Raw genomic sequence first — 23799 nt, 5'->3', positions numbered from 1 at the left:
TAACTAGATCTGTACAGTACGGATTCTTGTTATAACCAGAACTGTAAAACCCGCAATTAATATATATCACATCATATTAGATATTTTATTGCGTGCGTTTTTTATCAATACAACATCTTTGCTTACCCTATTGTTTATAGCAACTAGGCGAGCAAAAAGCTCAGTATCACTTTGAGTAAAATTTATATATCTATTAGTTGCAGTTAGCCCCCAAACAAGCAAACTAACAACAGGTTCACCACTATACATACTTGCAACCCCACCAATTAGGCCGCTAAAATCCAATGCAGATAAACGTTGTTGGTTTTTCTCCAATTTATTAATACTATCTTTTAGTTGAAGTATTTTATAGTTTACTTCTTCTTCACTTAACTTAGAAAGGTCATTTAATATATCAGTTGCAAATGGAATCTCTTTGTGTGAAAAAACTCTATCAAGCTCAAGAATGCTCATGTCGTTATTTATAGCATAAATACTACTAAGCAACTCTTTAAGCTTATTTTCTTTTATTTGAGGTGCATGCATATTTACTCCATGATAGATTGAACCAACTAGCTCTGCTGCTTTAGCATATCTAGATTCATTTTCACTCTCATACGGAAAGTAATGGGCACCTAATCCTTGAGATATTTCGTAACTAGAGCTGAAAAATGGAATATCGCTACCTTTTTCCCCGAAATACATTTCACTTATTAATCCACCAATACCCAAATGGCCAATCAATAGTAACCCATTTTGATTAACTATACGCTCCATTCCATTCCAAGAATTAGCTAGCGCACCAGCTATTTCGGATGCACTTTTTGAATTAGATAGATGAAGTGAATTTAAAAATCGGAATTGCTCATCTGTTGTATAAGAAAAACCTAACAGCCCTGTTCTATCTCTCATGCTCAGTAAACACGATGCAGTTATGCTTCTTGGAAAAATGATAGCCTTTGGGTCTACATCCAAAATATATGCAATCAAATCTAAAGGGTATAGCTCTATATTATCTATGATACTGAATTTGAGGCGCCCATTCTCTATCAACACTTTCAATTCGAACTCATTTATTTCGAACATTTCAAAAAAGCTTTTTCTAGTTGAAGAAGTTTTTTGTGGAAGAGATATGAATACTGTTCTATAAAGAGATAGATATGTCCTCAAGTTTCCTCTGTCATGATGTGTAGCATCTATGAAACATAAACTGCTGTCATTAAGATCTTCTAACTGTGAAATATCACTTCGATTGAAACTTGTTTCTCTTAATATACTCAAACGTTGATCGACCCAGAACTCCTCATCCTCCTCATATTTATCGAGTATAATCTTAGGCATTTCTCTATCAATCAAACCTGATGCCTTAATAATTAGATTATGTGGAAGAAAATCCATCCCCCCCATAAGTTCCCTCTCTCGAATCGTATGAGAAATTATCTCTTTCTTTAAGTTTGGATTTACATTTATTACCAATTCATAATTATCCAACCCTAAATCAGATAAAATAATTTCTATTTCTAAAACATCATCAGCAGAGGGGAGCACCTCAAGTTCCAAATTAAATTTCCCTGTAGCCATTTTGTAATCAAACCTAAATGGCTGAAATCGCTTTGGCAACATCATATATAGTTCATTTTCTATCTCAGCGTAAGTATACGGATAGCCATGTTGGTTTATTTTCCTCCATGATTCACGCAATTCAACTTTTTCAAAACCTTCCCTTATACAAGGAACAATAAGAGGTGCAGGATTACATATGGATCTATAATTATCATTATAATCTTTAGATAGTATCTCAACATCACTATCACTGACATTTTCAATAACAATGAAGATTGCATTCCCTTGTCGAAAAAGCCCTAGATGTGGGAATTTATGCGTCTGTAAGACAAACCGTTCATAATCGTGAACTATTACATCTATCTCAGCCTCATAGTTATATAGGTAATTTTCCATCCCATCCCCTTAATGAATTTTTATTCATAATCCGAAATAATTCTATCGCGCTAGTATAATGCTATCCATTTATTAACTAAATCTATAGCAAGGATATTTATTTGACATAAATCAAAAATAAGAAAGGCGCCCTAAGGCGCCTTTCTTATTGCTGGTTGTTAGAGCCAACTGGCTGGAGGCTATCCCCCTCCCCGCCTTGCTCCGCAACCCAATCAGATCGGGGTGATGGAGGTGATATGGGCCGAGCCATCCAGAGACTGGAAGATCTGCACCACGGCTTCCCCGTGGATCGGGTTGGGCAGCGGCACCGTGGTTTTGCATTTGAAACGGTAGTTGGTGCCGGCGACGACCTGGGTGGAGACTTCAAAGGGGGTGTACTGCACCCCGACAAATCCTTCCAGTGCCTGGTTGAATACGGCCTGATCTTTGGCGCTCAGCTTGTGGTAGGCAGTCCATCCGCCCAACAACACTGCTTGTTCTGACATAACAAACCCTCCGTGATCTCTTGTCCCTACTCGTTTGGCTGTTCGGGTTCCGCCCCGTTTATTCAAGTGGTGTCCGGACTCCACCGGGGGTCATACCAGATTTGGCATGTCCGGTGTCGACAGTGCACATAAAGGCGTTGCTGTCGTCACTCTCCCCTGCTGCCACGACCCTCGCCTCACAGCATCGGTCTCAATTGGCATGGCTGAGCCTAGTGCGAGATCCATAAAACACCCCCTGTCATATCTGACAGAGGCAGGGAGGCAAGAAAGCGGCTAGCGAGAGGAAAAATGAGGCGCAAACGATTGGAAAAAGAAAAGACGCCGCAAGGGCGTCTTTTTTACATTTTTATGCTTGAAGGGCGAAAGGGCGTTAGCCGCTTATTCCCATTCAATTATCAATAACAATAAAAATCAATTATGAAACAAGGTTTTGCAAACCTCACGCCATTAAAAACCATGAAAAATACCATAATAAAAAATACGCATGATAGTAAGGATAGGACAGCATTATAACGGATGGGTGGCCTACCTTATGGTGGACATACGTTCTCACACGTCCACCAACGACGGAAACTCGCATTCAAAGCTCAAAAATTCTGACCAGACTGATTGCGTTTTTACAGAGTTATGTCACGGGAAGGCATGTATACGACGATTCCTGTAATTTGCGAATGTCGGATTACTGGAAGTTATTCTGTTTACTAGTCGCCGGACGTTCGTAAACTTCACGTTTGCCGCAATAGAGGCAGTTATCTAGGGCTTTGCCTAGCACGGTCTGTGCTGATTTCGCTGCGACAAGCCCGGCACGTCAACACACGTCAACATCTATCAAATGACGTCGTACAGCACATATAACATACTGTGTCTGACATAGTTCAATGACTCAATAATTCTGAAAAAGGGAATCGGATGAACCGCCATTTCAAAAGGGACTTTGACGATCGCATCAACTTGCCACCAAGTGTCTTTGGGCTGGTAGACCATGTAGTCACATCAGGACCTCCGGCCAACATTGTGTTGATTGCTGTGGATGCAATTGACATCACATGGCTGAACGACCAAGCAAAAAAAGATCCGCGATTTGACATCAATAGTCCAAGGAAAGCAGCTGCGGCATGGAATCGCCAAGTTTCCCCTGCACCAGGAACTCCGAGCATCTTTGAAAGCGCCCCACTATTTCGCATTGAAGTAGAATTAGATGCCGGAACAAATCCATTTGAACTTTCATTCTTGCCTGACTACGAAGGGGTAGATACGAACACTGGTGCGCAGGCATTGGAGGGCGTATGGTTTAGGTTCGAGGTATCTTCAACCGACCATAAAGGCTTCACGCCTGCACTAATCTATCCGGGCTTATTCGCCCCACCAGTTCGCGCATTTGTTAAGGGAATGATGCCGGCACCTGTTCATACCGATGCACTGAAAAGAATATTCTCGCTACAGCATTTTCAAAAGGTATCGGAGGCCGACCTTCAAGAAACCCTCAAGAAAACTAACGCAGACATGCTCGCTGTCTACGATGTCGGGCAGGGAAACGCAAACGCTTTACTCAAGTCGAATTCATTAACCTTTTGTCATCCGCTACCATCACTCTACTTTGACCTTGGTGCTGGGGTATACCGTAACAAACACACGACACCGGCGCCCCTGCTTTTCTGCTTTACACTCTGCCCGCCAATTATACTGTCACACTGGGATGCAGATCATTGGGCTGGTGCGTTCGCGACTGGAGTCAGTACTCCGCCAACTTATCCCGCGCTTTTGCGTACATGGATTGCACCGCTACAAACCGTCGGGCCACTCCACATTGCCTTTGCAAATGACATCATTGCCCAAGGTGGTAGACTCTTCATCTACAATCCGCGCCCAAGAACTGTTGCTACGGTCGCACTCCCCAATAAAAAAAGCCTCCGATTGGCACTTGGCACCGGAAGTAACAGAAATAACTCCGGAATTGTTGCCGTAGTGGAGAACCAAAATTTAAAACCTAGTAGAACCTGGCTACTAACTGGCGACTGCAACTATATGCATATTGCCCCCTCATTAGCGCCTACGAACCCTATTGCTGTGGTAGTCCCTCATCATGGAGCAAATCTTAATGGAGGGGCCGCTGCACCAAATCCATTCCGCGGAGTGCACCGGTACTGCCGCCTGCTCTACTCGTTCGGCCCCGACAATGCACACGGGTCGACAGGGGTACGCCACCCGACACAAAACGCAGCGTCACTACACATAAGGGCTGGATGGGTTCATGGCTCATGGCACATGCCTGCTCCGGCTGAGACGATACCGGCCTTCTACGATGAAGTCAGAGCTACCGCGCAACATACTACTGCTGGAGTTGTCGGCAAGAATCTTGGCGGTATCCTTGTGGGCTGGAGCAAGCTGCCCATAGCATTCAATCCCCCGTGTACTGGAAAGCAGTGCACCACAACGCCAATACAGGTTTAGAGGTAGTCCAAATATGTGTCTATCGACGGCTAACGACCTTGGTAGTTTCTCTAAGCATGAATTGCATTTGCGCAGGAGGGGGGGGCAACAGCCCCTCCTAAAAGAGAGTCTGCTGGACTTGGTGCTCAACATATCGACAGACTGTGCATCAACACTTGAACAACATCACAGGAATATGCGCTATTGCCAACCACCGGTGACACTAATCGCAGATGTCTGCAGGTCTGTTTCTGGCGTAGGACGTGGCCTGATAAAAGTCAACTTCCTGCCAAGCAGAGACATTTGGCGTCAAGTCACCAATGCCCGCAAATGCTGCTGAACAGTCAGAGTTTTCAACCGAAAAAAGATGACAAATCACTCAAATTACGCCACCAAACAAAACCCGAATGGACAGCCAGTTGGATAATGCATACGACCGTGGTATTGGTGCCACCATTTTGGTGACACCTAGTTAGATGCCCATTGAAATTAAAAACTATCGTATCTTTAGTGCCATTTATTAATTTTTTTTCAAAAGGAAAATATTCCCTGCCATCAAAAAAACAAACTAATTACCGTTCAATGTTTCGACTTCATACTTCTAACTGTAAGGTCGATCGTTATCACTTTAATAGCGACAACTCTAGGATAATTGTTAGCGATAGTCAGCCAATAAGACTCTAGTGCTTCAGCCAAATTTTGGAGTGTAACTAGTTTGTCATCAATCTGCCAGTTCAATTGACTAGACTTCCCCTGCCAAATCAAAAGCATGACACCACAACCTGCTGTTTCTTCACGTAGATAGTCCCCGACAAGCTGATTTCGCAGTCGCTCACAGAGTGCTGGGCCAGACCAACCTTTATCAAGAAGCTTCAACTCAATTGGGACAGCAGAGTTCACCTGCGGACTCTGTAACCAAATATCAGGTCTCTGTCTATTTGGAAACTCATTTTCTTGAGCGCAGCTATATCGCCCCAAAGACTTACCGTTAAGCCAACCTGCCACTAAGTTTCGCATCTCGGTTTCTCCGTCAACCCTCTGCCAAGTTTGGTAGGGACTATCATTGCCACGTTCGATCCAAGCTTTCAAATCAATCAAACGGTCAACGGCGAGATCGAAAAGCTGCGCATGTGTCGTTGGAGTTCTCACTTGAGATCGGTCATAATCCCTTACTTGTTGTGCCGACCACGGTTCTAGATCAGCATCTTCTTCAGCACGCTTGTAAGCGAGCTTCTGCATCCAAGGGCGATAGTTGGCATCCGGATGATCCTTCGCTAATTCTGTCAGAGCAACATATGTCTCCTTACCAGGTATTTCGGATAACAACCTAAATAGGGTATCTCGGCCATCTTGTGCATCGTCACGCAGCCCTGGTGAGTAGACGCCCTTACCCGCACGATCGATATCATCCTGTGCTCGAATGTATCGATGCATAAGAACGTAAAGTGCCTTGAGATGTTTGACATTGCGGAAGGAAAAGCGGCTGACTCTAATTCTTGAAGTTTGTCGCGTCCCCATCAAGTTAGTTATAAATAGTTGTGCCTCATGAGATGCTTCTTTCTCTGGGAGACTAGATAACCATTTCTCGACAGAGGGTATCGCGTCTTCAGCATTAATATCTACCCATAGAGCAAACCACAGTGATACTTGCTCTTTTAGTTCACCAGTGTAAATTTTTGATCTAGCTAGCTTAGAAAGAGTTGCATCATCTATATTTCCGCTCATTATAATATCAATACTATAAAGTAACTTAGCGGTGCTCAGGATATCGTGTTGCTCAATCCAAGTAATAATGGATGGTGCTAAATATTGATGTAACCAAGAGGCGTAGTATACCAAATCATGCAGAATATAGTGCATGGACTGACTATCTTCAGTATGCGCTAGTTCCCATTGCAATTCTACAAGGATTGCTTCCAGAACCTGTTTTGGATAAAGTCGATAAAATTGTTCTAGCCAACTAGGAAAACCATTAAGTTCCCAAACAAAGTACCTTAGTGCGTGTTTTATTTCTGCTTCAGTTAACTTTGAAGGAAAGCCCATTATCTCTCTCGCCTCAATCTCAAGGCCAGCCATCGCAAACATCAACGAATATGGAATTGAACTGGTGTCATGTCCTTCAGATCGGAGACCTGGGGTGAAGTTTCTCCAATGTGTTATCGCTGCATCCCTGTAGGCTATCGCGACCTCTTCGCCAAACTCAGGGATCAACAAATTCCAGTTAGCCCCACCATCTCGACTTGTTCTAACTCCTTCACCTTGGACTATATTTAACAGCCAATATTGATTTTTACTTAAATCGCCTAGCTCTAGTCCAGGTGGATAACGGATGATATCTGGATCCAATTTTAAAGACTCGACCCACTCAGCGCGATCGCGTGCTTGTTTTTCCTCTTCTTTTTTTCGCCTCTCATCTTGCAATTCCCGCATATTTTCAATATCTAGAACACTTTGATGCTTCACAGGGTTTAAAAACGTATTAAGACTTTCTTCCAGATCAGCGTTTCCACTAATAACTCTTTTAATCTCATGCAGCCAATTGTCAGGCTGGTCAACTTGACTAAATAGTTGAAGAGCAAGTGACAAAGCAACTAATTTATCGTCCTGAAAATCACGAGTAGTAATAAAACCCAGCACATCGTGAAACCGTTCAGGTCCAAAACGCCAATAATGTTCAATCCATTGCAAAGACCAACAATCAATCAAGCGCTCGGATTTTTTTATTTCAAGTCTGTCACGGGTGTCTTCAACACTCCGCCAGAACAAGGCGTCATTCAAGTCCACCCAAGTTGGAATAACCTCATGGAGGTGAGTTTTAAACTCATCATAATCCTCACCCCGCCAGAACCGAGCTGCGGGTGCTTTCAACATAATCGATAGCACTTGCGAAGAAAAAGCTATCTCCAAGCGCTCGGAAACCAATCGCTCAACAGCATAGGAGGCAGGTCCGATCAACCATGCAAACTCTTCCGAAACGTGGCATTCTCGTTGCTCTATATAAGGAGGTCGGTCGAGATAATCATTCAGACCGCTGACTAATATCCCTAAAGGCTCCAAAACATCTATGTCGCCATATACCGGTAAACGGTCGATAAAATCATACAACGCACGAGTAAGTCCCGTATTATTGTATCGCTCATAGTCTTCTATCTTATCAATTATTTTGAGCAGAAAATCTACCGAAATGGCGTCTGCATCTGTGTTTTCCAAGAGTTCAGCTAATAACTGACGTGGCAGGATCTGGACTGATAAAGTCATCTGATTCCACAAGTAATCCCTTTGCTGCTTGGTTCCACACATCATCACCGCCCGTATCGAGGCGATTCGTGCGTAAATGCCTCTATCAGGCTCAATGGCAAGCTCGGACAGCATAGGCACACATGCTGTCATATCTCCTTGCCAAACCAATCTGCCCAAAAAGAAAATTGCGTCGTCGTTGTCTCGATGCTCCGTAATAAGCTTGAGAGCATCGCCGCTCAGGTCAGGCTGGGCAATGCGAGCTATCGCACGATTATCGCGGGCAGAATGATCATCTTGGTCCTCAGCAATCCTCGTGACAATATCGTTTAATATAGATTGACGTTCAACGAATGGGAGATAAGACGCATCCCCTCCTTCCACAGCCACCTCAGGCCCGATATTCAATGCTTTGTTTCGTATTTCATTGTCCAACAAGACCAGCCATGACAATATTGATCTCAAGCGAGGTGTGATAATAGAATGCCCATATTTCTCCCTAATGAATAAAGCCTCCGTGGAATACCGTGACGAACCTTTTTTTAATTGCTCATCAAACCATTCTGCAGCAAGAAGCTCTCGTACTTCCCTGTGTCTAAACCGCACGATGCCATAAAGCACATCATTAAAGATTCCGCGTTCAAGTAGTGCTTTGACCTCTGCTGGCTCCCAATCCCCCAAGATAGCTTCCGCATCGACACCTTTGTATGACTGAGTCGAATCTGGTACACGAATACCAGGCTCACCGGTCAGGATGACAGCTGCAGCAAGAATACGTGCCCCACGCCTCGCTTTTTCTCGGTTGAGCGGCTGCCGTTGCGCACGGTCTGGATCAATTTCGTTCAAACGCAACTCGATATTGTGCTGTAGCAACTCGAGTCGTCCATTGAGTGTTTGGTCGGATGTCCATTTTGCCAATACACCTTCAAGATCAAAGGGCCGTGCAGCCATTGACATCAAATTGGCTCGCTGCAATTCGAGAATCAATTTATCTATCTGTGGTGTTCCTCGACGCTCAGCGAAACAACGAATTCCACTCTCATCGAGTGGCTCGAGCAGGTACACACGCAGAGCACTATCAGACTCAGCAGCTTCATCGACTTCGTTGGGCACAACCTCTATATCGCCTATGTTTTCCAGCTTTGGCTTCGTAAAGGGCAGATATCGCTCTACCAGCTCTCGATCAGAACGAGAACGCCATGCATAAGGACGACTGGAAATGAAAATATGTGCGCGTTGTTCAGATTGTTTAATCCGTGCAGCAAAACATCTTATTGCTTTCTCAAAAGCACGCGGACTATCCAATCTAGCCTCATCTACGGAGTCAAGGAAGAACCAAGCTTCCTTTTGCGAATTCAACCAACTCTCAAAACTCCCTGCGCTACCAACTTCGAACGCATTCTCAAAGCCACTCTCTATATCCTCAATCCGGATGAAGAATGCTGCACGGCCTAATGCCGTTGCATACTTTGCACGAGCTTCCATTTCGAAACTCTTCCCCGCTCCTGCTTCAGCCAGGATAACGCAGCGAAACTCTTTCTCAAGTTCCTGCCATCCAGTTCGTTTCGGGTCACCCCAAATAGCACTCAACTCTTGCTCGTCCGAGTCAGCAACTGATTGGTTAACTAGAGAAAAAAAGCGATTAATCTTTACTGGTTCGAACATCATATCGACATACCTCGAGAACGCCTAACCCTTACAAAAATCGAACCATTTCTTAACAATTCATTTCCTCCCGATGATTTTGATTGTCCAGAGCTCTGATATTTTGCGCGCCAAGCACCTTCATCAAAAATATTCTTCTCCATCGTTCGATAAGAGTTCCAGCCTTATTCCATGTGCTTTGGCATACTCTAAGACTAAAATTTCAATCATTGATGTCACAGAACGTCGTTCACGTGCAGCGGCTAACCGTAAAAGGTGTTTTATTTCGGTTGATGTACGAATCGAAAGAGTTTCATTTTTATTCAGGTGTGACATGACTATATACCGTTAAATCAGTAGTGAAAATGTACTGCGTTTTGCGTACATTGAACAACATCTATTTCTTGTACGAACGATGTGGATGTAACGCATGGATAAGAACAAACCCATAGGATCTGGGACCGGTACAAATCAAGTGTCGCAACTCGAAACTAACACCATAGATGAAGGAGCTCGAAGACTGACAGTCCATGAGCTCGCAGAGCTTCGGCGGGATATGGCCGAATCATCAGCCAAGATGCGGACAGAGTTGGCGCGTAGACGGAACGATTGCCCGACTAAACAGGACTTCTGATCACCCGCGTAACTGGCAAGCCCTGCAGGGCAGGATGTACGTTGAGCGCCGCAGGTGCGAATAAGGGACAGTGAAGAGAGTTAACCGGCTTGCCGGTTAGCTAACTTCACACATCCTGCCCTCAGATCAGCCTTGTATCTCTCGGGGATCCCCAATAGGAAAGGGCTGTTATCGTCATACATAGGATTAAGTAATGTACTTACGCCAGGAAAAGATATGCAAACAGATAAAAAGCCATATAAAACAGTATATTATCAAGAAAATTCATATACTTTACTTAGCTAAACCCAATAACTTTACACATACTTTCCATGCACTTTCCTACGATCTCCCCTCAGTCAGCTTTCAGGGCTAGATCCTTTCCTGGCGTTCAATCCTCGGCCTCTGGCCGATTGCGCAGTCAAGCAAGGTGTAACCGTCCGCATAAAGCAGACGGTTACACCGCCTGAAGATCCTGAGATATCCTGAATATCCTGCCAAAACAGTAAAAAATCGGGCGGGTGTGAAACGCCATCGGGCGGGTATGAAACGCCATCGGGCGGGTGCGAAACGCTATCGGGCGGGTGTGAAACGCTATCGGGCAGGGATGAGACGCTTTATCCTATTTTCAGCATCTATCGTTATCCCAACTGCATGCAATTTTTCCGCATCTTCCCTGAGCCTATGACGCTCATTTCGTATCTTTTGACTATTAAGATTTTCACCACACACTGCGCGAATCAGGGTGTCAACATGCCATCCTCCGGTAGGATCATGCTTGTGGGTCAATATATGGCGAGCAATAGCTTGGCTAATACCGTGCCGCAAACGGGCAATGGGGGCCGGATCGTAGTATAGGCTTAGGTCGTGCTCCAATAGCATGACCAGTGCAATACCAAGCCGAACTCTCCATAAGTTCCGCTCCCCTCCCGTCAGGGGATCAAGGCGTGTCATCGGTGAAGGGATAACATGATCTATCAAACCACCGATTATTGGAAAATCGAACTGTGACGTTTCAATAGTTACGGTTGCTGCTCGCAGCTCAGTCAGTAATTTCTCAAGCTGGAAGAGGCTATACCGGCTGTCTGACAGCGTTTTCCGCACTTTGGCAGGGTCTACCAGAAGTTCGACACCACCATCGGACACATCGCGGCGACGTTCGGCACAATACAAGATTGCCTCAACAACATCTGCGTGCCGCTGGCCTAACCTCCCCTGAATAGAACAACGGCCAAAGGATGTCTTCATCCAATTTGCCTCCCTCATACTCGGGCGTTGAGTCGCCTGGTAGATCATCACTCGTGCCTGCGCACTGGTACTGGTTGGAACGACCTTGTTACCAATTGTCATCAGCGCCCTCCAGAGCAATTTCCGATTTCTTGAACGGCAATACTTCTTTAGTTTTACGCCGTCTCTCCAACACAGCCGGCTTGAGTACGCCCCCCTCATGTCGGCGCAGCCAACGTTCGGGAAAAGGTGCTCCATAGTTGGCTTTGCTGACGCCAAAGCGGACGAAGTAACCTCGTTGGCCGTCGTTGACCCCCAACTCTTCGGCTTCCTTTGGCGTCATCCCCGAAAGGTAGGATTGCCAACGGATGTTATCGACCAATACAGATGAACCACGGCTGGCCTGCTGTTGATCACCAACCCCCATCATGGTCGCCCCCTTGCTGGAATGATGGAGAAATACGATAGCGCAGCCCGTTTCGACAGCGATGGCCTCCATCCTGCCAATCACCTGCGACATTGGCCCACTGGCGTTCTCCTCCTCGATATGGAAGCGCCGCAGAGTATCCAGAATCAGCAGACGTCGGCCATCAGCAACCTGTATAAGTCCGTCGAACCACGCCGAAGACATAATGTCAGGACACCGACCAATCAGCGGCTCAATCAGTAATCCATCAGCTACCGCCTGCTGCTCTGTAAGCGTGAGATGTGCACCCAATACATGTAACCGATGATGAATCGTGGCGGTCGGATCTTCAGCTGGCAGATAAGCCACAGCCCCTGTCAGGAATTCACCGATCTTCAGTAGATCTGGGCCTCCAGCAATCTGTGTCGCAAGCTGTAAGGCCAACATGGACTTACCCGCCCCACCAGGTGAAACAATTGCGCCTACAGTTCCCGCAACCATATTCGGTAGGACGTAATCAATAGGCGGCGGCAGCTCAGTAAAAGCGGCCATGAGATCGAGGGCCATGCTATTAACCTCCAATAGTCTGGCCGGGGCGTGAAGCATGGAATCCTGAAGACTTACGCTCTTCAATCCATTTTTCGACTTCCGATAGATCCCAAGCAACATTTCTGCTTGTCAGGGCAATACGGCGCGGGAATTCTCCCCGCAGCTCCATGTTGTAAATTGTTCGCGCAGAAAGTGGGATCATGTCCAAAAGTGCTTTTCTATTAATCAGGGTCTTGAATGCCATTGTTTGCATGTGTTTTCCTCCAGCAACTAGTGAAGGCTTGATAGTGCCAAGCAATACAACTTGAGTAAGCGTATTAATTGGCTAAAATGGTTGACATGAAAAAAGCACCAAAGATAGTCATCTGGGAAAACTGCGATCATCACATTTCGGCTGCCATCCAGCAGTTTGAAGAACTCTGGCTGCCATACTCGCTTTCATCACGCCGCTACCCCATCCTTCGCTTGATCAAGGAAGTCCTCGACCAAGCTGTAAATAGCTACATAAAGACTCTTCCAGCAAACTACACAGGGTATCTTCCTGGTGCGGCGGTCGGTGTACCTTTCAGTGAAATTGTCAGACTGGTGGGGCTAGAGGCCATGGTTCGTATGCAACGTCAGTTATTGCGACAGTTCATCAAAACTGAAGACCAGCAAACGACGAGAGACATGTGCTTTGTCGCTACGCTTGAATCTTTGATTGGATTAGTTTGGTGCTGTGCATGCAAATCTCCCAAAAGGTCTACCTCCCAAAAAGGTGTCAACCTGAATAAGCAACGAAAACATGGATTTTGCGAATTCTGCGGGAATATGACTGAGTTTGCCACCTTTATGGCAACGGTGGAGGAAAACCGGATCAATAATACCGAACTCGAAGATCACAAGAAATTAGAGCTCAGTCACCAGTATTGCAGCAAGCACCGACCCAAGTTGGTAACTGGCGAGTGGAATCCTTTATATAGACAGGCAAAACGCTCCCTAACACAATTTAATATCGAACTTACCAGGCTGACTCATCAGTGCGCCAACCGTTCCAGACCTAACGCACTATCAGGCGATGAACTGATAGATAATTATTTTTTCCAATTGATGCTGAGATTAACCTTGCAGTCTGCAGATGAAGCCGAATTACGTAACCTAGCTCGTAGAATGGTAGATTCAAGATTATCGGATACAAAAAAAAGAATACTTGCCCTTAGGAAATTAGGGTTCAATCAAACTGAAATCGGGTTAAAAGTGTTAAATTCAAAAAGGCGTTTAATGACACGTCAAGCAATATCTAAGACCTTACTATCTATTCATGACATGTTCCGAATAGAGAATAAAACATGCATTAACAAACAATAAACTCTTTATTATATATTTAACAGCCAAATGCACTTTACAATTAATGACTTTAATTCATTCAAAACCATAATCAGGATATGAAATGCTCTCCAAAGTAAAATCCACCCAAAAATGGTTGTTACAATTCTTACCTGAACATAGAAGAATCGCATCTTCACTCCTAGATAGTTTGCACATTATAACTACTGAGGATATGATTGAAGATCTAAAGTTATTTATAGAGGAGATTGCTGATAATGACACTGAGTGTTCAGCACTACTCCCTATAAGAGAGGTTACAACTCAAGAGTCTATCTATAATGAAGAAAACCCAAACGTCTCCCCACTACTGCAGGCATCACAGGAGTCTTTAGGTAGTGAAGCCTTTATCAGTAACTTATATACCAACCTTAATCGTTCAAAACCAAATAAATATCGCCAACTTAGAGTAAATATAGATGGTGAAAATAGACAGATTGCCCCATCCATTGAGTTTATGAAACAACATAGGTTTAAGCATTTGTTTCTGTTGGATGATTTAATCGGGTCCGGCGACCGTGTTGTAAAATATTTGAACGCATTATTAAAAAACAAAACCATCAACAGCTGGGTTTCGTATGGGTTTCTGAAAATCCATATTGTCAGCTTCATGGCCACACAAAATGGTAAAAAAGTTGTACTCAAAAGAATAAATGGAAGGAATAACATTTCTCTTCACATCATACATCATGCACCATCAATACACGAACTACCTAATAACAAAGATATCATTTCTTTATGCAAAGCTTATGCGCACAAACAAGTTAGATATCCATTAGGGTATAAAGATTGTGCCGTACGGGTTGTATTCACTCATTCTGCACCAAATAATCTACCTTCTATTCTACACTATCAAGTAAAAAACAATTATCGCCCAAGTAAGAGTTTAAACTTAAAGGTAAATCAATGGCACGCTCTATTTCCTTTCAGGACAATAACAAGCCAATTTAAGCATGATGTTACAAAAATCAAATCGCAGTCATCACCAAAACATGACATTTTATCACTGCTAACTTTAATTGAAAGTGGAATTAACAACAGAAATTCGTTAGCAAACATCATGAATAAAAGTCATGCTTATATACAAACGGTCTGCACGCTATGTGAGGATTATGATTTCATATCGAATAATAACAATGTTTTAAAAATTACAGATGATGGCAAAGCTGAACTGGCCACAAAAACACATCTAGAAACAGTTCTTGCAAAAAGCGTTAATTTTTATTACCCTAGGTAATGAGCGAGACTCTAAAGTCTTTGTGCTAGTGTTAGTTGGCTGGTTTACAGTCAACCTTCTCGTTAGAGAGGATCTAAGCTCATCAGCAATCTTGGGCTTGCACGCTATAAAATGTGTGCCTTGTGCAAGTATTTATGCTTGCACAGTGGAAAATGAAAAGCTTTCATACGCAGCTAATCCTTCATCTTACTCACGGCGAAGTCTTGGCTCGCAAGATGAAGGATTACACTGACTAGTAAAGGTAGCATTTTGACTATTGTCTCGACTCATTCATATTTTAAAGCTGGTCTAGAAAAGGGACGCTCTCAAGAGCATCTCCAAGACCTAATGTCTAAAGCTCACCATATGCAGCGCTGGGGGACACCTTACATCCACAGTATTGTTCACCTTTCACACCTATCCAACAGTAGGATTGAACTAATAAAATCCATAGTGGATAGAAAGGAAGATTTTTACACTGCATACACCATTCCCAAACGCTCCGGTGGCTCTAGATTTATTCACGCCCCAAACGCTGAATTAAAATCATTACAAAGATGGATTAACACTGAAATACTTTATCGCCTCCCAGTACACAACTGTTGTTTTTCATATCATAGAGATAGCTCTATTATTGATTGCGCTAAAAAGCATTGCGCGTCAAGGTGGCTAATAAAGTTTGATATAGAAAACTTCTTCCACACAATTAAAGATGTCGATGTTTATAAAGTTTTTAGGATGTATGGATATAAACCTCTTATATCCTTCATGCTAGCCAGAATTTGTACTTACCAACCTAAAGTCGTAATAGAAAATAAATTAAACTGGATCTTATTTAATACCAAATCAGATGACCTTGTATATAGTAAAAAACATGTTAATTTTTTTGGTCGAGTACCTCAAGGCGCGCCCACAAGCCCAATGTTATCAAATCTTGTCCTTAGGGAACTAGATGAAACATTGAATCAATATGCACAAAAACGAGGTGGCATATACTCTCGATATGCCGATGATATGTTTATTTCATTTAGTCAGGATAACTTTGATAGAAAACAAGCAAGCCAAGTTATTGGAAGAGTATTTACACATGTCCGAAAATATGGGTATAACCTGAACAAAACAAAAATAAAAGTGATCCCTCCTGGACAAAACAAGGTAATATTAGGTTTAAATGTTAACGGACGAGATGTTTTACTAACAAGAGAATTTAAACAAAGAATTGAATCTCATATCTATGGAATTAAGAAATTTGGGGTTAAGGAACACATGAAATACAGAGGTTTCAATAGCATCTATGGCATGATAGAACATATTTTCGGATTAATTAACTATGCAAGGCAAGTCGATTTTTCGTATGGGGAAATTAAACATATTGAACTAACGGAACAACTACAGGCGACAGGTCTTTGGTCATAGCAACGACGTATGATTAGCTTAGCAATACTTAGATTAATTTTTTACCTCTATCGTACGTAGAAATTTTCTTATATGATAAGAAAACTGACAAAAGATATCCTTTACAGAATCCCTCTCCCCAAAACTAAAATTAAAAGCATATAACGTAAATATGATTGGATTTTTATGTTCAAAATAAACTTATGATAACTTAATTTCACTAAAATGGAACCGAATACCGCAAAGTGATGTAATGTAAATACATCTTCTCCCTTATTTTAAATAACCCAACCATCAATCATGTCTGCCCAGTCTTGCAACATTGCAGTGCGCTGCTCGCGATATTCAGCCTTGTTATATACAGCTCTCACACCCTTTTGTTCATGAGCAAGGCATTTCTCGATCCAATCAGTGTTGTAGCCAGCTTCATGTAGCAGGGTGCTGGCAGTGCGGCGAAGGTCATGGGGCCCAAACTTGGCTAGCGGCTTGCCTTCTTTCTGGGCCAGTGTGTAGGTCATGGTCATCACTCGATTCAGAGTGGCACTGCTCATAGGCAAATCAGAGTCGTAACGGGATGGCAGTATATAGTCAGAGCCACCAGAGAAGGTCTTCAACGCAATCAGGATGTCCAGAGCTTGTCTGGATAGAAACACTAGGTGGGGTGTCCGCCGCTTCATCCGCTCTTTTGGGATAGTCCAAAGAGCCTCGCTGAAATTGATCTCGTTCCAGGTCGCATTGGTCAGCTCACTTTTGCGCACCATGGTCAAAAGCAGCAACTTTACCGCTGCACGGATGGAGGGCGATGTACCAATCCGCCCCATATATTCATACATAAGCCGGATTTCTGCAGGCGACAAAGTTCGATCTCGCGGCTCAAATCTGGCGATGCTCGTTGGCCTCACAAGGTCAGCTGGGTTTTCAACCTTCTGCCCTCGCTCGATGGCCCAACGATAAATCTGCAGCACTATGTCACGGGTATGAACAGCCGTTGCTGGAGCCCCTCGCTCCACAATAGCATCCGTCAGCATGCGCAAATCTTCATGGGTGATCTCGGTCAACTTCTGGTTGCCAAATTTCGTTTCCAGCTCCCGAGCATAGACTGAGCGACGCATATCACGGGTTGAGTCCGCCATCTGGTAACCTCGCAGCCACTTTTCAGCCCAAGCACCAAATGTTTCAGCATCTCTTACCCGAGCCTTTTTACGGGCTTTCTCCTTAGCCGGAGACTTACCGTCGGCCACCATCCGCTTGGCTTCATTCAGCCGCTCGCGAGCTTCAGCCAAGCTGATACCACCGACACCGTAGCGGCCAAAGGTGATCGTCTCTTGCCTGCCATTGATCGAGTAGTTGTAACGGAACGAGACCGAACCGGCGGGGGTAACGGCTACATAAAGGCCATCCCGGTCATTCACCTTGTAAAGTTTGTCCCTCGGCTTGAGGTTGCGTAGCTTGGTATCAGTCAGCAAAATTCTTATCCTTCCTCGCATCCGATACCATGCTAAAAAACCACCCAGAAATTAGAAAGTAAAATCAATAAAAACAGTTAGTTAAATAAATTTAATACCATGAACATACAGGGCCAATCAGCATGGTATCAGCTATCACTCATGGTATCACTCCTCGATAATACCACCATGAATGCCATACTCAAGTGGTGCTTCCCAATGCCATCCGTTGCCAGAATACGCCAAACACATAAACAAAAAAGCCCATGCAAACATGGGCTTAAGTGTATTTTTATGCCAGTTAGTACCAGCTGATGCCTAACGGGTGATCATTCCCATTCGATGGTTGCGGGCGGCTTGCCGGAGACGTCGTACACCACGCGGGAGATACCGTTGATCTCGTTGATGATGCGATTCGACACGTGACCCAGGAAGTCGTACGGCAGGTGAGCCCAGTGAGCAGTCATAAAGTCGATGGTCTCGACGGCGCGCAGCGCAATGACCCAGTCGTACTTGCGGCCATCGCCCATGACGCCGACGGAGCGCACCGGCAGGAACACGGCGAACGCCTGGCTGACCTGGTTGTAGAGGTCGGCCTTGCGCAGCTCTTCGATAAAGACCGCATCGGCGCGGCGCAGGATATCGCAGTACTCTTTCTTCACTTCGCCAAGCACCCGCACGCCCAGACCCGGGCCCGGGAACGGGTGACGGTAGAGCATGTCGTAGGGCAGACCCAGCTCGAGGCCAACGCGGCGCACTTCGTCTTTGAACAGCTCGCGCAGCGGCTCCACCAGACCCATCTTCATCTCTTCCGGCAGGCCGCCGACGTTGTGGTGAGACTTGATGACGTGGGCCTTGCCGGTCTTGCTGGCAGCCGATTCGATGACGTCCGGATAGATGGTGCCTTGTGCCAGCCACTTGGCGTTTTTCAGCTTTTTCGCTTCATCGTCAAACACTTCGACGAACACGCGGCCGATGATCTTGCGCTTGGCTTCCGGTTCATCTTCACCGGCCAGGGCGGAGAGGAAGCGCTCTTCGGCATCGACCTTGACGATGTTCAGACCGAAGTGGTCGCCAAACATCTCCATCACCTGGGTGCCTTCGTTCAGGCGCAGCAGACCGTTGTCGACGAAGACGCAGGTGAGGCGATCGCCGATGGCGCGGTGCACCAGCATGGCCACCACGGAGGAGTCTACACCGCCGGAGAGGCCCAGGATCACCTCGTCGTCACCCACCTGCTCGCGGATGCGGGCAACGGCGTCGTCGATGATGGTGGCCGGGGTCCACAGGCATTCGCAGCCGCAGATGTCTTTGACGAAGTGCTCCAGCATGCGGGCACCCTGACGGGTGTGGGTCACTTCCGGGTGGAACTGCACGCCGTAGAAACGCTTGGCCTCGTTGGCCATGGCGGCGTGCGGGCAGGTGGCGGTCTGGGCGATGGTGGTGAAGTCGGCCGGGATGGTGGTGACCTTGTCGCCGTGGCTCATCCAGACATCCAGCAGGGCATTGCCGTTGTCGGCGATGGCATCTTCGATGTTGCGCAGCAGCGCGCTGGTCTTGCCGGCGTTGCCCAGCACTTCCACCTTGGCGTAACCGAATTCACGCTCGGTGGAGGATTGCACCTTGCCACCCAGCTGCTCGGCCATGGTCTGCATGCCGTAGCAGATGCCGAACACCGGCACGCCGGCGTTGAACACGTACTCGGGGGCGCGCGGGCTGCCCGCTTCGGTGACGGACTCGGGGCCGCCGGAGAGGATGATGCCGCTCGGATTGAATTCGCGGATCTGCTCTTCGGTCACATCCCAGGCCCACAGTTCGCAGTAGACGCCGATTTCGCGCACGCGGCGGGCGATCAGCTGGGTGTACTGGGAACCGAAGTCGAGGATAAGGATACGGTGCTGGTGAATGTCTTTAGTCATTTTATTCCTGCATCAGGCTGCTGTTATCACAAAAAGCACGGGATAAAAAAGGGGTGGAGAAACGGGGCCGCAGCCCCGTTTTATCAGCCCATCCGGTAGTTGGGGGCTTCTTTGGTAATGGTCACATCGTGCACGTGGGACTCTTTCATCCCGGCGCCCGAGATGCGCACGAATTCAGCCTTGGTGCGCATGTCGTCGATGGTGGCGCTGCCGGTCAACCCCATGGAGGAGCGCAGGCCGCCCATCTGCTGGTGGATGATCTCTTTGAGGCGGCCCTTGTACGGCACGCGCCCTTCGATCCCTTCCGGCACCAGCTTGTCGGCGGCGTTGTCAGTCTGGAAGTAGCGGTCGCTGGAGCCCTTGGACATGGCGCCCAGAGAACCCATGCCACGGTAGGACTTGAAGGAGCGGCCCTGGTAGAGCTCGATCTCGCCCGGTGCCTCTTCGGTACCGGCAAACATGGAGCCCACCATGACGCAGCTGGCGCCAGCGGCGATGGCCTTGGCCACGTCACCGGAGAAGCGGATGCCGCCATCGGCAATCACCGGGATGCCGGTGCCTTCCAGCGCATCGACGGCGTCGGAGATGGCAGTGATCTGGGGCACGCCCACGCCGGTCACGATACGGGTAGTACAGATGGAGCCCGGGCCGATACCGACCTTGACGGCGTTGACACCGGCAGCGGCCAGCGCCTTGGCGCCCGCGGCAGTCGCGACGTTGCCGCCGATGATCTGCAGATCAGGGTAGGCTTCGCGGGTCGCCTTGATGCGATCCAGCACGCCCTGAGAGTGGCCGTGGGAGGAGTCGATCAGCAGCACGTCCACACCGGCTTCCACCAGGGCGGCGACGCGCTCTTCGTTGCCAGCACCGGCACCGACGGCGGCACCGACCCGCAGACGACCCTTGTCATCTTTACAGGCGTTCGGCTTGCGCTCGGCTTTCTGGAAGTCCTTGACGGTGATCATGCCCTTGAGTTTGAAGTCGGCGTTGACCACCAGCACCTTCTCGATACGGTGCTTTTGCATCAGGCCGACCACCTCTTCACGAGGCGCCCCTTCACGCACAGTGACCAGACGATCCTTCTGGGTCATGATCTGTTCGACAGTCTGGGAGAGATCGGTCACGAAGCGCACGTCACGACCGGTGATGATGCCCACCAGCTGGTTGCCTTCGGTCACCACCGGATAGCCGGCGAAACCGTTCTTGTGGCTCAGCTCCTTGATCTGGGCGATGGTCAGGTCAGGGCGTACGGTGACAGGGTCGGTGACCACGCCGCTCTCGTACTTCTTGACCTTGCGCACTTCTGCAGCCTGCTGCTCGATGGACATGTTCTTGTGGATAAAGCCGATACCGCCTTCCTGGGCCAGTGCGATAGCCAGACGGGCTTCGGTCACTGTGTCCATGGCAGCGGAGATCATGGGGATGTTCAGGCTGATGGCAGAGGTCAGCTTGGTACGCAGATCGGCAGTATTGGGAAGAACTTCGGAGTGGGCGGGAACCAACAGTACATCGTCGAAGGTTAACGCTTCTTTGGCAATCCTGAGCATGGCAATATCTCACCGTTGAGGAAGTGGGGGTGTAAAATATTGCCGACGAAGTTTACTCACGCATTGGTCACTGGTAAAGAAGTTTTTTGAATTTTTTATGGCGTTTTGACCTTTTCAGTCGCCAAGACGCTAAAAACCCAACAATTTTCGTCATAAAACGGCCGTTTGCAGGCAAAAGAATTGCCTCATTGCGGTTTTATGCAAAAAGGCCCCCGTTTAATTTTTTCAGGCAACCCCGCAACCCCTCCCCCGTCACAGACCCGTTGGCACCTGTCGAGCACCCTCGCAAACCGGGTCACTCGCCTCTGGCAAGTCCCTCAAAAGCTTAACCGGGCAGCGCCGCATCCGGGCTGGTTTCCCCGAGCCGGTACGTTCAGGCGACGTGACCTTTTCACGGCGCGGGTTTGCTTTGAGCCGGCGCCTGCGTATCATGATTAACATTCTGAATTGAAATGGAATTTCATGATGAATCACGGACACCAGCAAGGGCGCATGGCCATTACCCTGGCGGCACTGGGGGTCGTCTATGGCGATCTTGGCACCAGCCCGCTCTATGCCCTCAAGGAGAGCTTCGCCGGACACCTGGGCCTGCAACCCACGCCGGCGGGGATCCTCTCCATCGTCTCCCTCTTCTTCTGGACCATCATGATCGTGGTCTCATTCAAATATGTGTTGCTGGTGCTTCGGGCCGACGACAAGGGAGAAGGGGGGATCCTCACCCTCGCCTCGCTGGCCTCCCGCCGCCTCCCGGCCAGGTCGCGCACCCTGCTCATGATGCTGGGTCTGGTCGGCGTGGGGCTCTTCATCGGGGATGCGGTGATCACCCCCGCCATCTCGGTGCTCTCGGCGGTCGAAGGGCTGCAGGTGATCACCCCGGAGCTGGCGCCCTTCGTGCTGCCCATCACCCTCACCGTACTGGTGATCCTGTTCGGGGTGCAGCATTACGGCACTGCCGGCATCGGCCGCCTGTTCGGCCCGGTCATGCTGCTCTGGTTCGGGGTGCTGGCGGCGCTCGGCGCCTATGAGATCGGTCAAAATCCCGCCATCCTGCAAGCCATCAACCCGCTCTACGCCCTCGATTTCATGGCCAGCCGACCGGGTGTCGCTTTCATCACCCTGGGGGCCGTCGTGCTCTGCGTCACCGGCACGGAGGCGCTCTACGCCGACATGGGCCACTTTGGCCGTGGCGCCATCCGGCTGGCCTGGGGCTCCCTGGTGATGCCCGCCCTGCTGCTCAACTACTTCGGCCAGGGGGCCCTGCTGCTGCGCAATCCCGCCGCCATCGAAAATCCCTTCTACCTGCTCGCCCCCTCCTGGCTGGCCTTTCCCTTGCTGATCCTCGCCACCCTGGCCACCGTCATCGCCTCCCAGGCGGTGATCTCGGGCACCTACTCGGTGGTGCGCCAGGCCATCTTGCTCGGCTACCTGCCGCGCCAGGAGATCCGCCACACCTCGGAGCACGAGATAGGCCAGATCTACCTGCCGCTGGTGAACTGGCTGCTGCTGGGGGGCATCGTCCTCGTCATCCTCTGGTTCCAGAGTTCAAGCAACCTGGCGGCCGCCTACGGCATCGCGGTGACCGGCACCATGGCGCTCACCACCCTGCTGCTGATGGTGGTGGCCGCCCGCCGCTGGAAGTGGTCACGCTGGCTCATTGCGCTGGTATGCGCGCCGCTGCTACTGGTCGACCTCACCTTCTTTGCCGCCAATACCACCAAGTTTCTGGCCGGTGGCTGGCTCCCCATCCTGTTCGCGCTGCTGGCCATCCTGGTGATGACCACCTGGAAGCGCGGACGGGCGCTGGTGCTCGACAAGCTGGAACACAAATCACTGGCACTGAAAGGGTTTGTCGACAACATGCAGGCAGACCCGCCACTGCTGGTACCCGGCACCGCCGTGTTTCTCTCGAAATCGGTGCAGGTGGTGCCCCACGCCATGCTGCACAACCTCAAACACAACAAGATCCTGCACGAACGGGTCATTTTCCTGACCGTTCAGATCAAGGACGAGCCCTGGCTCTCATTCAAGGAGCGCATCGAACTCACCCACCTTGGCGAGGGGTTCTGGCAGGTGGTCGCCCACTTCGGCTACAAGGAGGTGCCCTCCATGGAGGAGATCTTCCAGGCCTGCGCCCAGGAGGATCTGAAGGTCACCATGGCCAAGACCTCCTTCTTCCTCTCCCACGAGCACCTGGTCAGCACAGATCTGCCCGGCATGGCGCGCTGGCGGGAGGGCCTGTTCGTCTGGATGAACCGAAACTCCCTCAAGGCCACCGACTTTTTCCATATTCCCGCCAACCGGGTGGTGGAGCTCGGGGTATTGCTGGAGCTGTAACCCGCTGCCGCCACTCATTACCAGAAGGCGGCGTTGCAACCTGTGAGGC

The 23799-nt window shown here is 48.1% G+C and carries 15 protein-coding genes; 5 read left to right on the top strand and 10 right to left on the bottom strand.

Features of this window, described 5'->3' with window-relative positions; genetic code table 11:
• Nucleotides 1–66: 66 nt before the first annotated feature.
• Together CK627_RS22640 and CK627_RS13825 are read right to left on the bottom strand one after the other, a co-directional pair.
• Nucleotides 67–1938: a hypothetical protein gene (locus CK627_RS22640; protein ID WP_157737188.1), complete on the bottom strand. Its 1872-nt coding sequence runs from the start codon at nt 1936–1938 to the stop codon at nt 67–69.
• Nucleotides 1939–2150: 212 nt separating this feature from the next.
• On the bottom strand, nt 2151–2423 hold the full coding sequence (locus CK627_RS13825; protein ID WP_010633780.1) for a hypothetical protein: 273 nt from the start codon (nt 2421–2423) through the stop codon (nt 2151–2153).
• A gap of 909 nt (nt 2424–3332) precedes the next feature.
• Here CK627_RS13825 and CK627_RS22975 point away from each other — a divergent pair.
• A complete protein-coding gene (locus CK627_RS22975; protein ID WP_217349748.1) occupies nt 3333–4874 on the top strand; it encodes a ComEC/Rec2 family competence protein in 1542 nt (513 codons plus the stop codon).
• Nucleotides 4875–5432: 558 nt separating this feature from the next.
• Here CK627_RS22975 and hyoA read toward each other — a convergent pair.
• From hyoA to CK627_RS13795, 5 genes are all read right to left on the bottom strand, one after another.
• Entirely contained in the window at nt 5433–9758 is a 4326-nt protein-coding gene (gene hyoA / locus CK627_RS22635; protein ID WP_157737187.1) for an NACHT domain-containing antiphage protein HyoA, read from the bottom strand.
• A gap of 120 nt (nt 9759–9878) precedes the next feature.
• Nucleotides 9879–10070, bottom strand: coding sequence for a hypothetical protein (locus tag CK627_RS13810; protein ID WP_081959468.1), 192 nt, complete (start codon nt 10068–10070; stop codon nt 9879–9881).
• Between the two features lie 871 nt (nt 10071–10941).
• On the bottom strand, nt 10942–11697 hold the full coding sequence (locus CK627_RS13805; protein ID WP_095592637.1) for an ABC transporter ATPase: 756 nt from the start codon (nt 11695–11697) through the stop codon (nt 10942–10944).
• The gene (locus CK627_RS13800; RefSeq protein ID WP_095593507.1) at nt 11684–12547 is read right to left on the bottom strand and encodes a helicase RepA family protein; all 864 of its coding nucleotides are present in this window, start codon (nt 12545–12547) and stop codon (nt 11684–11686) included. Before CK627_RS13800 ends, CK627_RS13805 begins: the two co-directional genes overlap by 14 nt.
• A gap of 4 nt (nt 12548–12551) precedes the next feature.
• Nucleotides 12552–12782, bottom strand: a complete 231-nt coding sequence (locus CK627_RS13795; protein ID WP_033134993.1) for a helix-turn-helix transcriptional regulator — start codon at nt 12780–12782, stop codon at nt 12552–12554.
• A gap of 86 nt (nt 12783–12868) precedes the next feature.
• On the opposite strand from CK627_RS13795, the gene CK627_RS13790 reads away from it, so the two are divergent.
• The 3 genes from CK627_RS13790 (at nt 12869) to CK627_RS13785 (ending at nt 16526) form a co-directional block, all read left to right on the top strand.
• Nucleotides 12869–13876 carry a hypothetical protein gene (locus CK627_RS13790; protein WP_217349747.1) on the top strand — a complete coding sequence of 336 codons (1008 nt, stop codon included), beginning with the start codon at nt 12869–12871 and terminating at the stop codon, nt 13874–13876.
• 82 nt (nt 13877–13958) lie between these two features.
• Nucleotides 13959–15131 carry a phosphoribosyltransferase-like protein gene (locus CK627_RS22630; protein ID WP_157737186.1) on the top strand — a complete coding sequence of 391 codons (1173 nt, stop codon included), beginning with the start codon at nt 13959–13961 and terminating at the stop codon, nt 15129–15131.
• Nucleotides 15132–15380: 249 nt separating this feature from the next.
• The gene (locus CK627_RS13785; RefSeq protein ID WP_157737185.1) at nt 15381–16526 is read left to right on the top strand and encodes a reverse transcriptase family protein; all 1146 of its coding nucleotides are present in this window, start codon (nt 15381–15383) and stop codon (nt 16524–16526) included.
• Between the two features lie 257 nt (nt 16527–16783).
• On the opposite strand, the gene CK627_RS13780 is transcribed toward CK627_RS13785, so the two are convergent.
• The 3 genes from CK627_RS13780 to guaB form a co-directional block, all read right to left on the bottom strand.
• Nucleotides 16784–17971 carry a tyrosine-type recombinase/integrase gene (locus CK627_RS13780; RefSeq protein ID WP_095592634.1) on the bottom strand — a complete coding sequence of 396 codons (1188 nt, stop codon included), beginning with the start codon at nt 17969–17971 and terminating at the stop codon, nt 16784–16786.
• 308 nt (nt 17972–18279) lie between these two features.
• Nucleotides 18280–19869, bottom strand: a complete 1590-nt coding sequence (guaA, locus tag CK627_RS13775) for a glutamine-hydrolyzing GMP synthase (RefSeq protein WP_017781381.1) — start codon at nt 19867–19869, stop codon at nt 18280–18282.
• Nucleotides 19870–19952: 83 nt separating this feature from the next.
• Entirely contained in the window at nt 19953–21416 is a 1464-nt protein-coding gene (guaB, locus tag CK627_RS13770; RefSeq protein WP_005301581.1) for an IMP dehydrogenase, read from the bottom strand.
• Between the two features lie 465 nt (nt 21417–21881).
• On the opposite strand from guaB, the gene CK627_RS13765 reads away from it, so the two are divergent.
• Nucleotides 21882–23750, top strand: coding sequence for a potassium transporter Kup (locus CK627_RS13765; RefSeq protein WP_217349746.1), 1869 nt, complete (start codon nt 21882–21884; stop codon nt 23748–23750).
• The last annotated feature ends 49 nt before the right edge of the window (nt 23751–23799 follow it).

Origin of the sequence: Aeromonas dhakensis, from assembly GCF_002285935.1 — a bacterium.
Lineage (GTDB): Bacteria > Pseudomonadota > Gammaproteobacteria > Enterobacterales > Aeromonadaceae > Aeromonas > Aeromonas dhakensis.
This window is presented reverse-complemented; position numbering and strand designations above follow the sequence as displayed.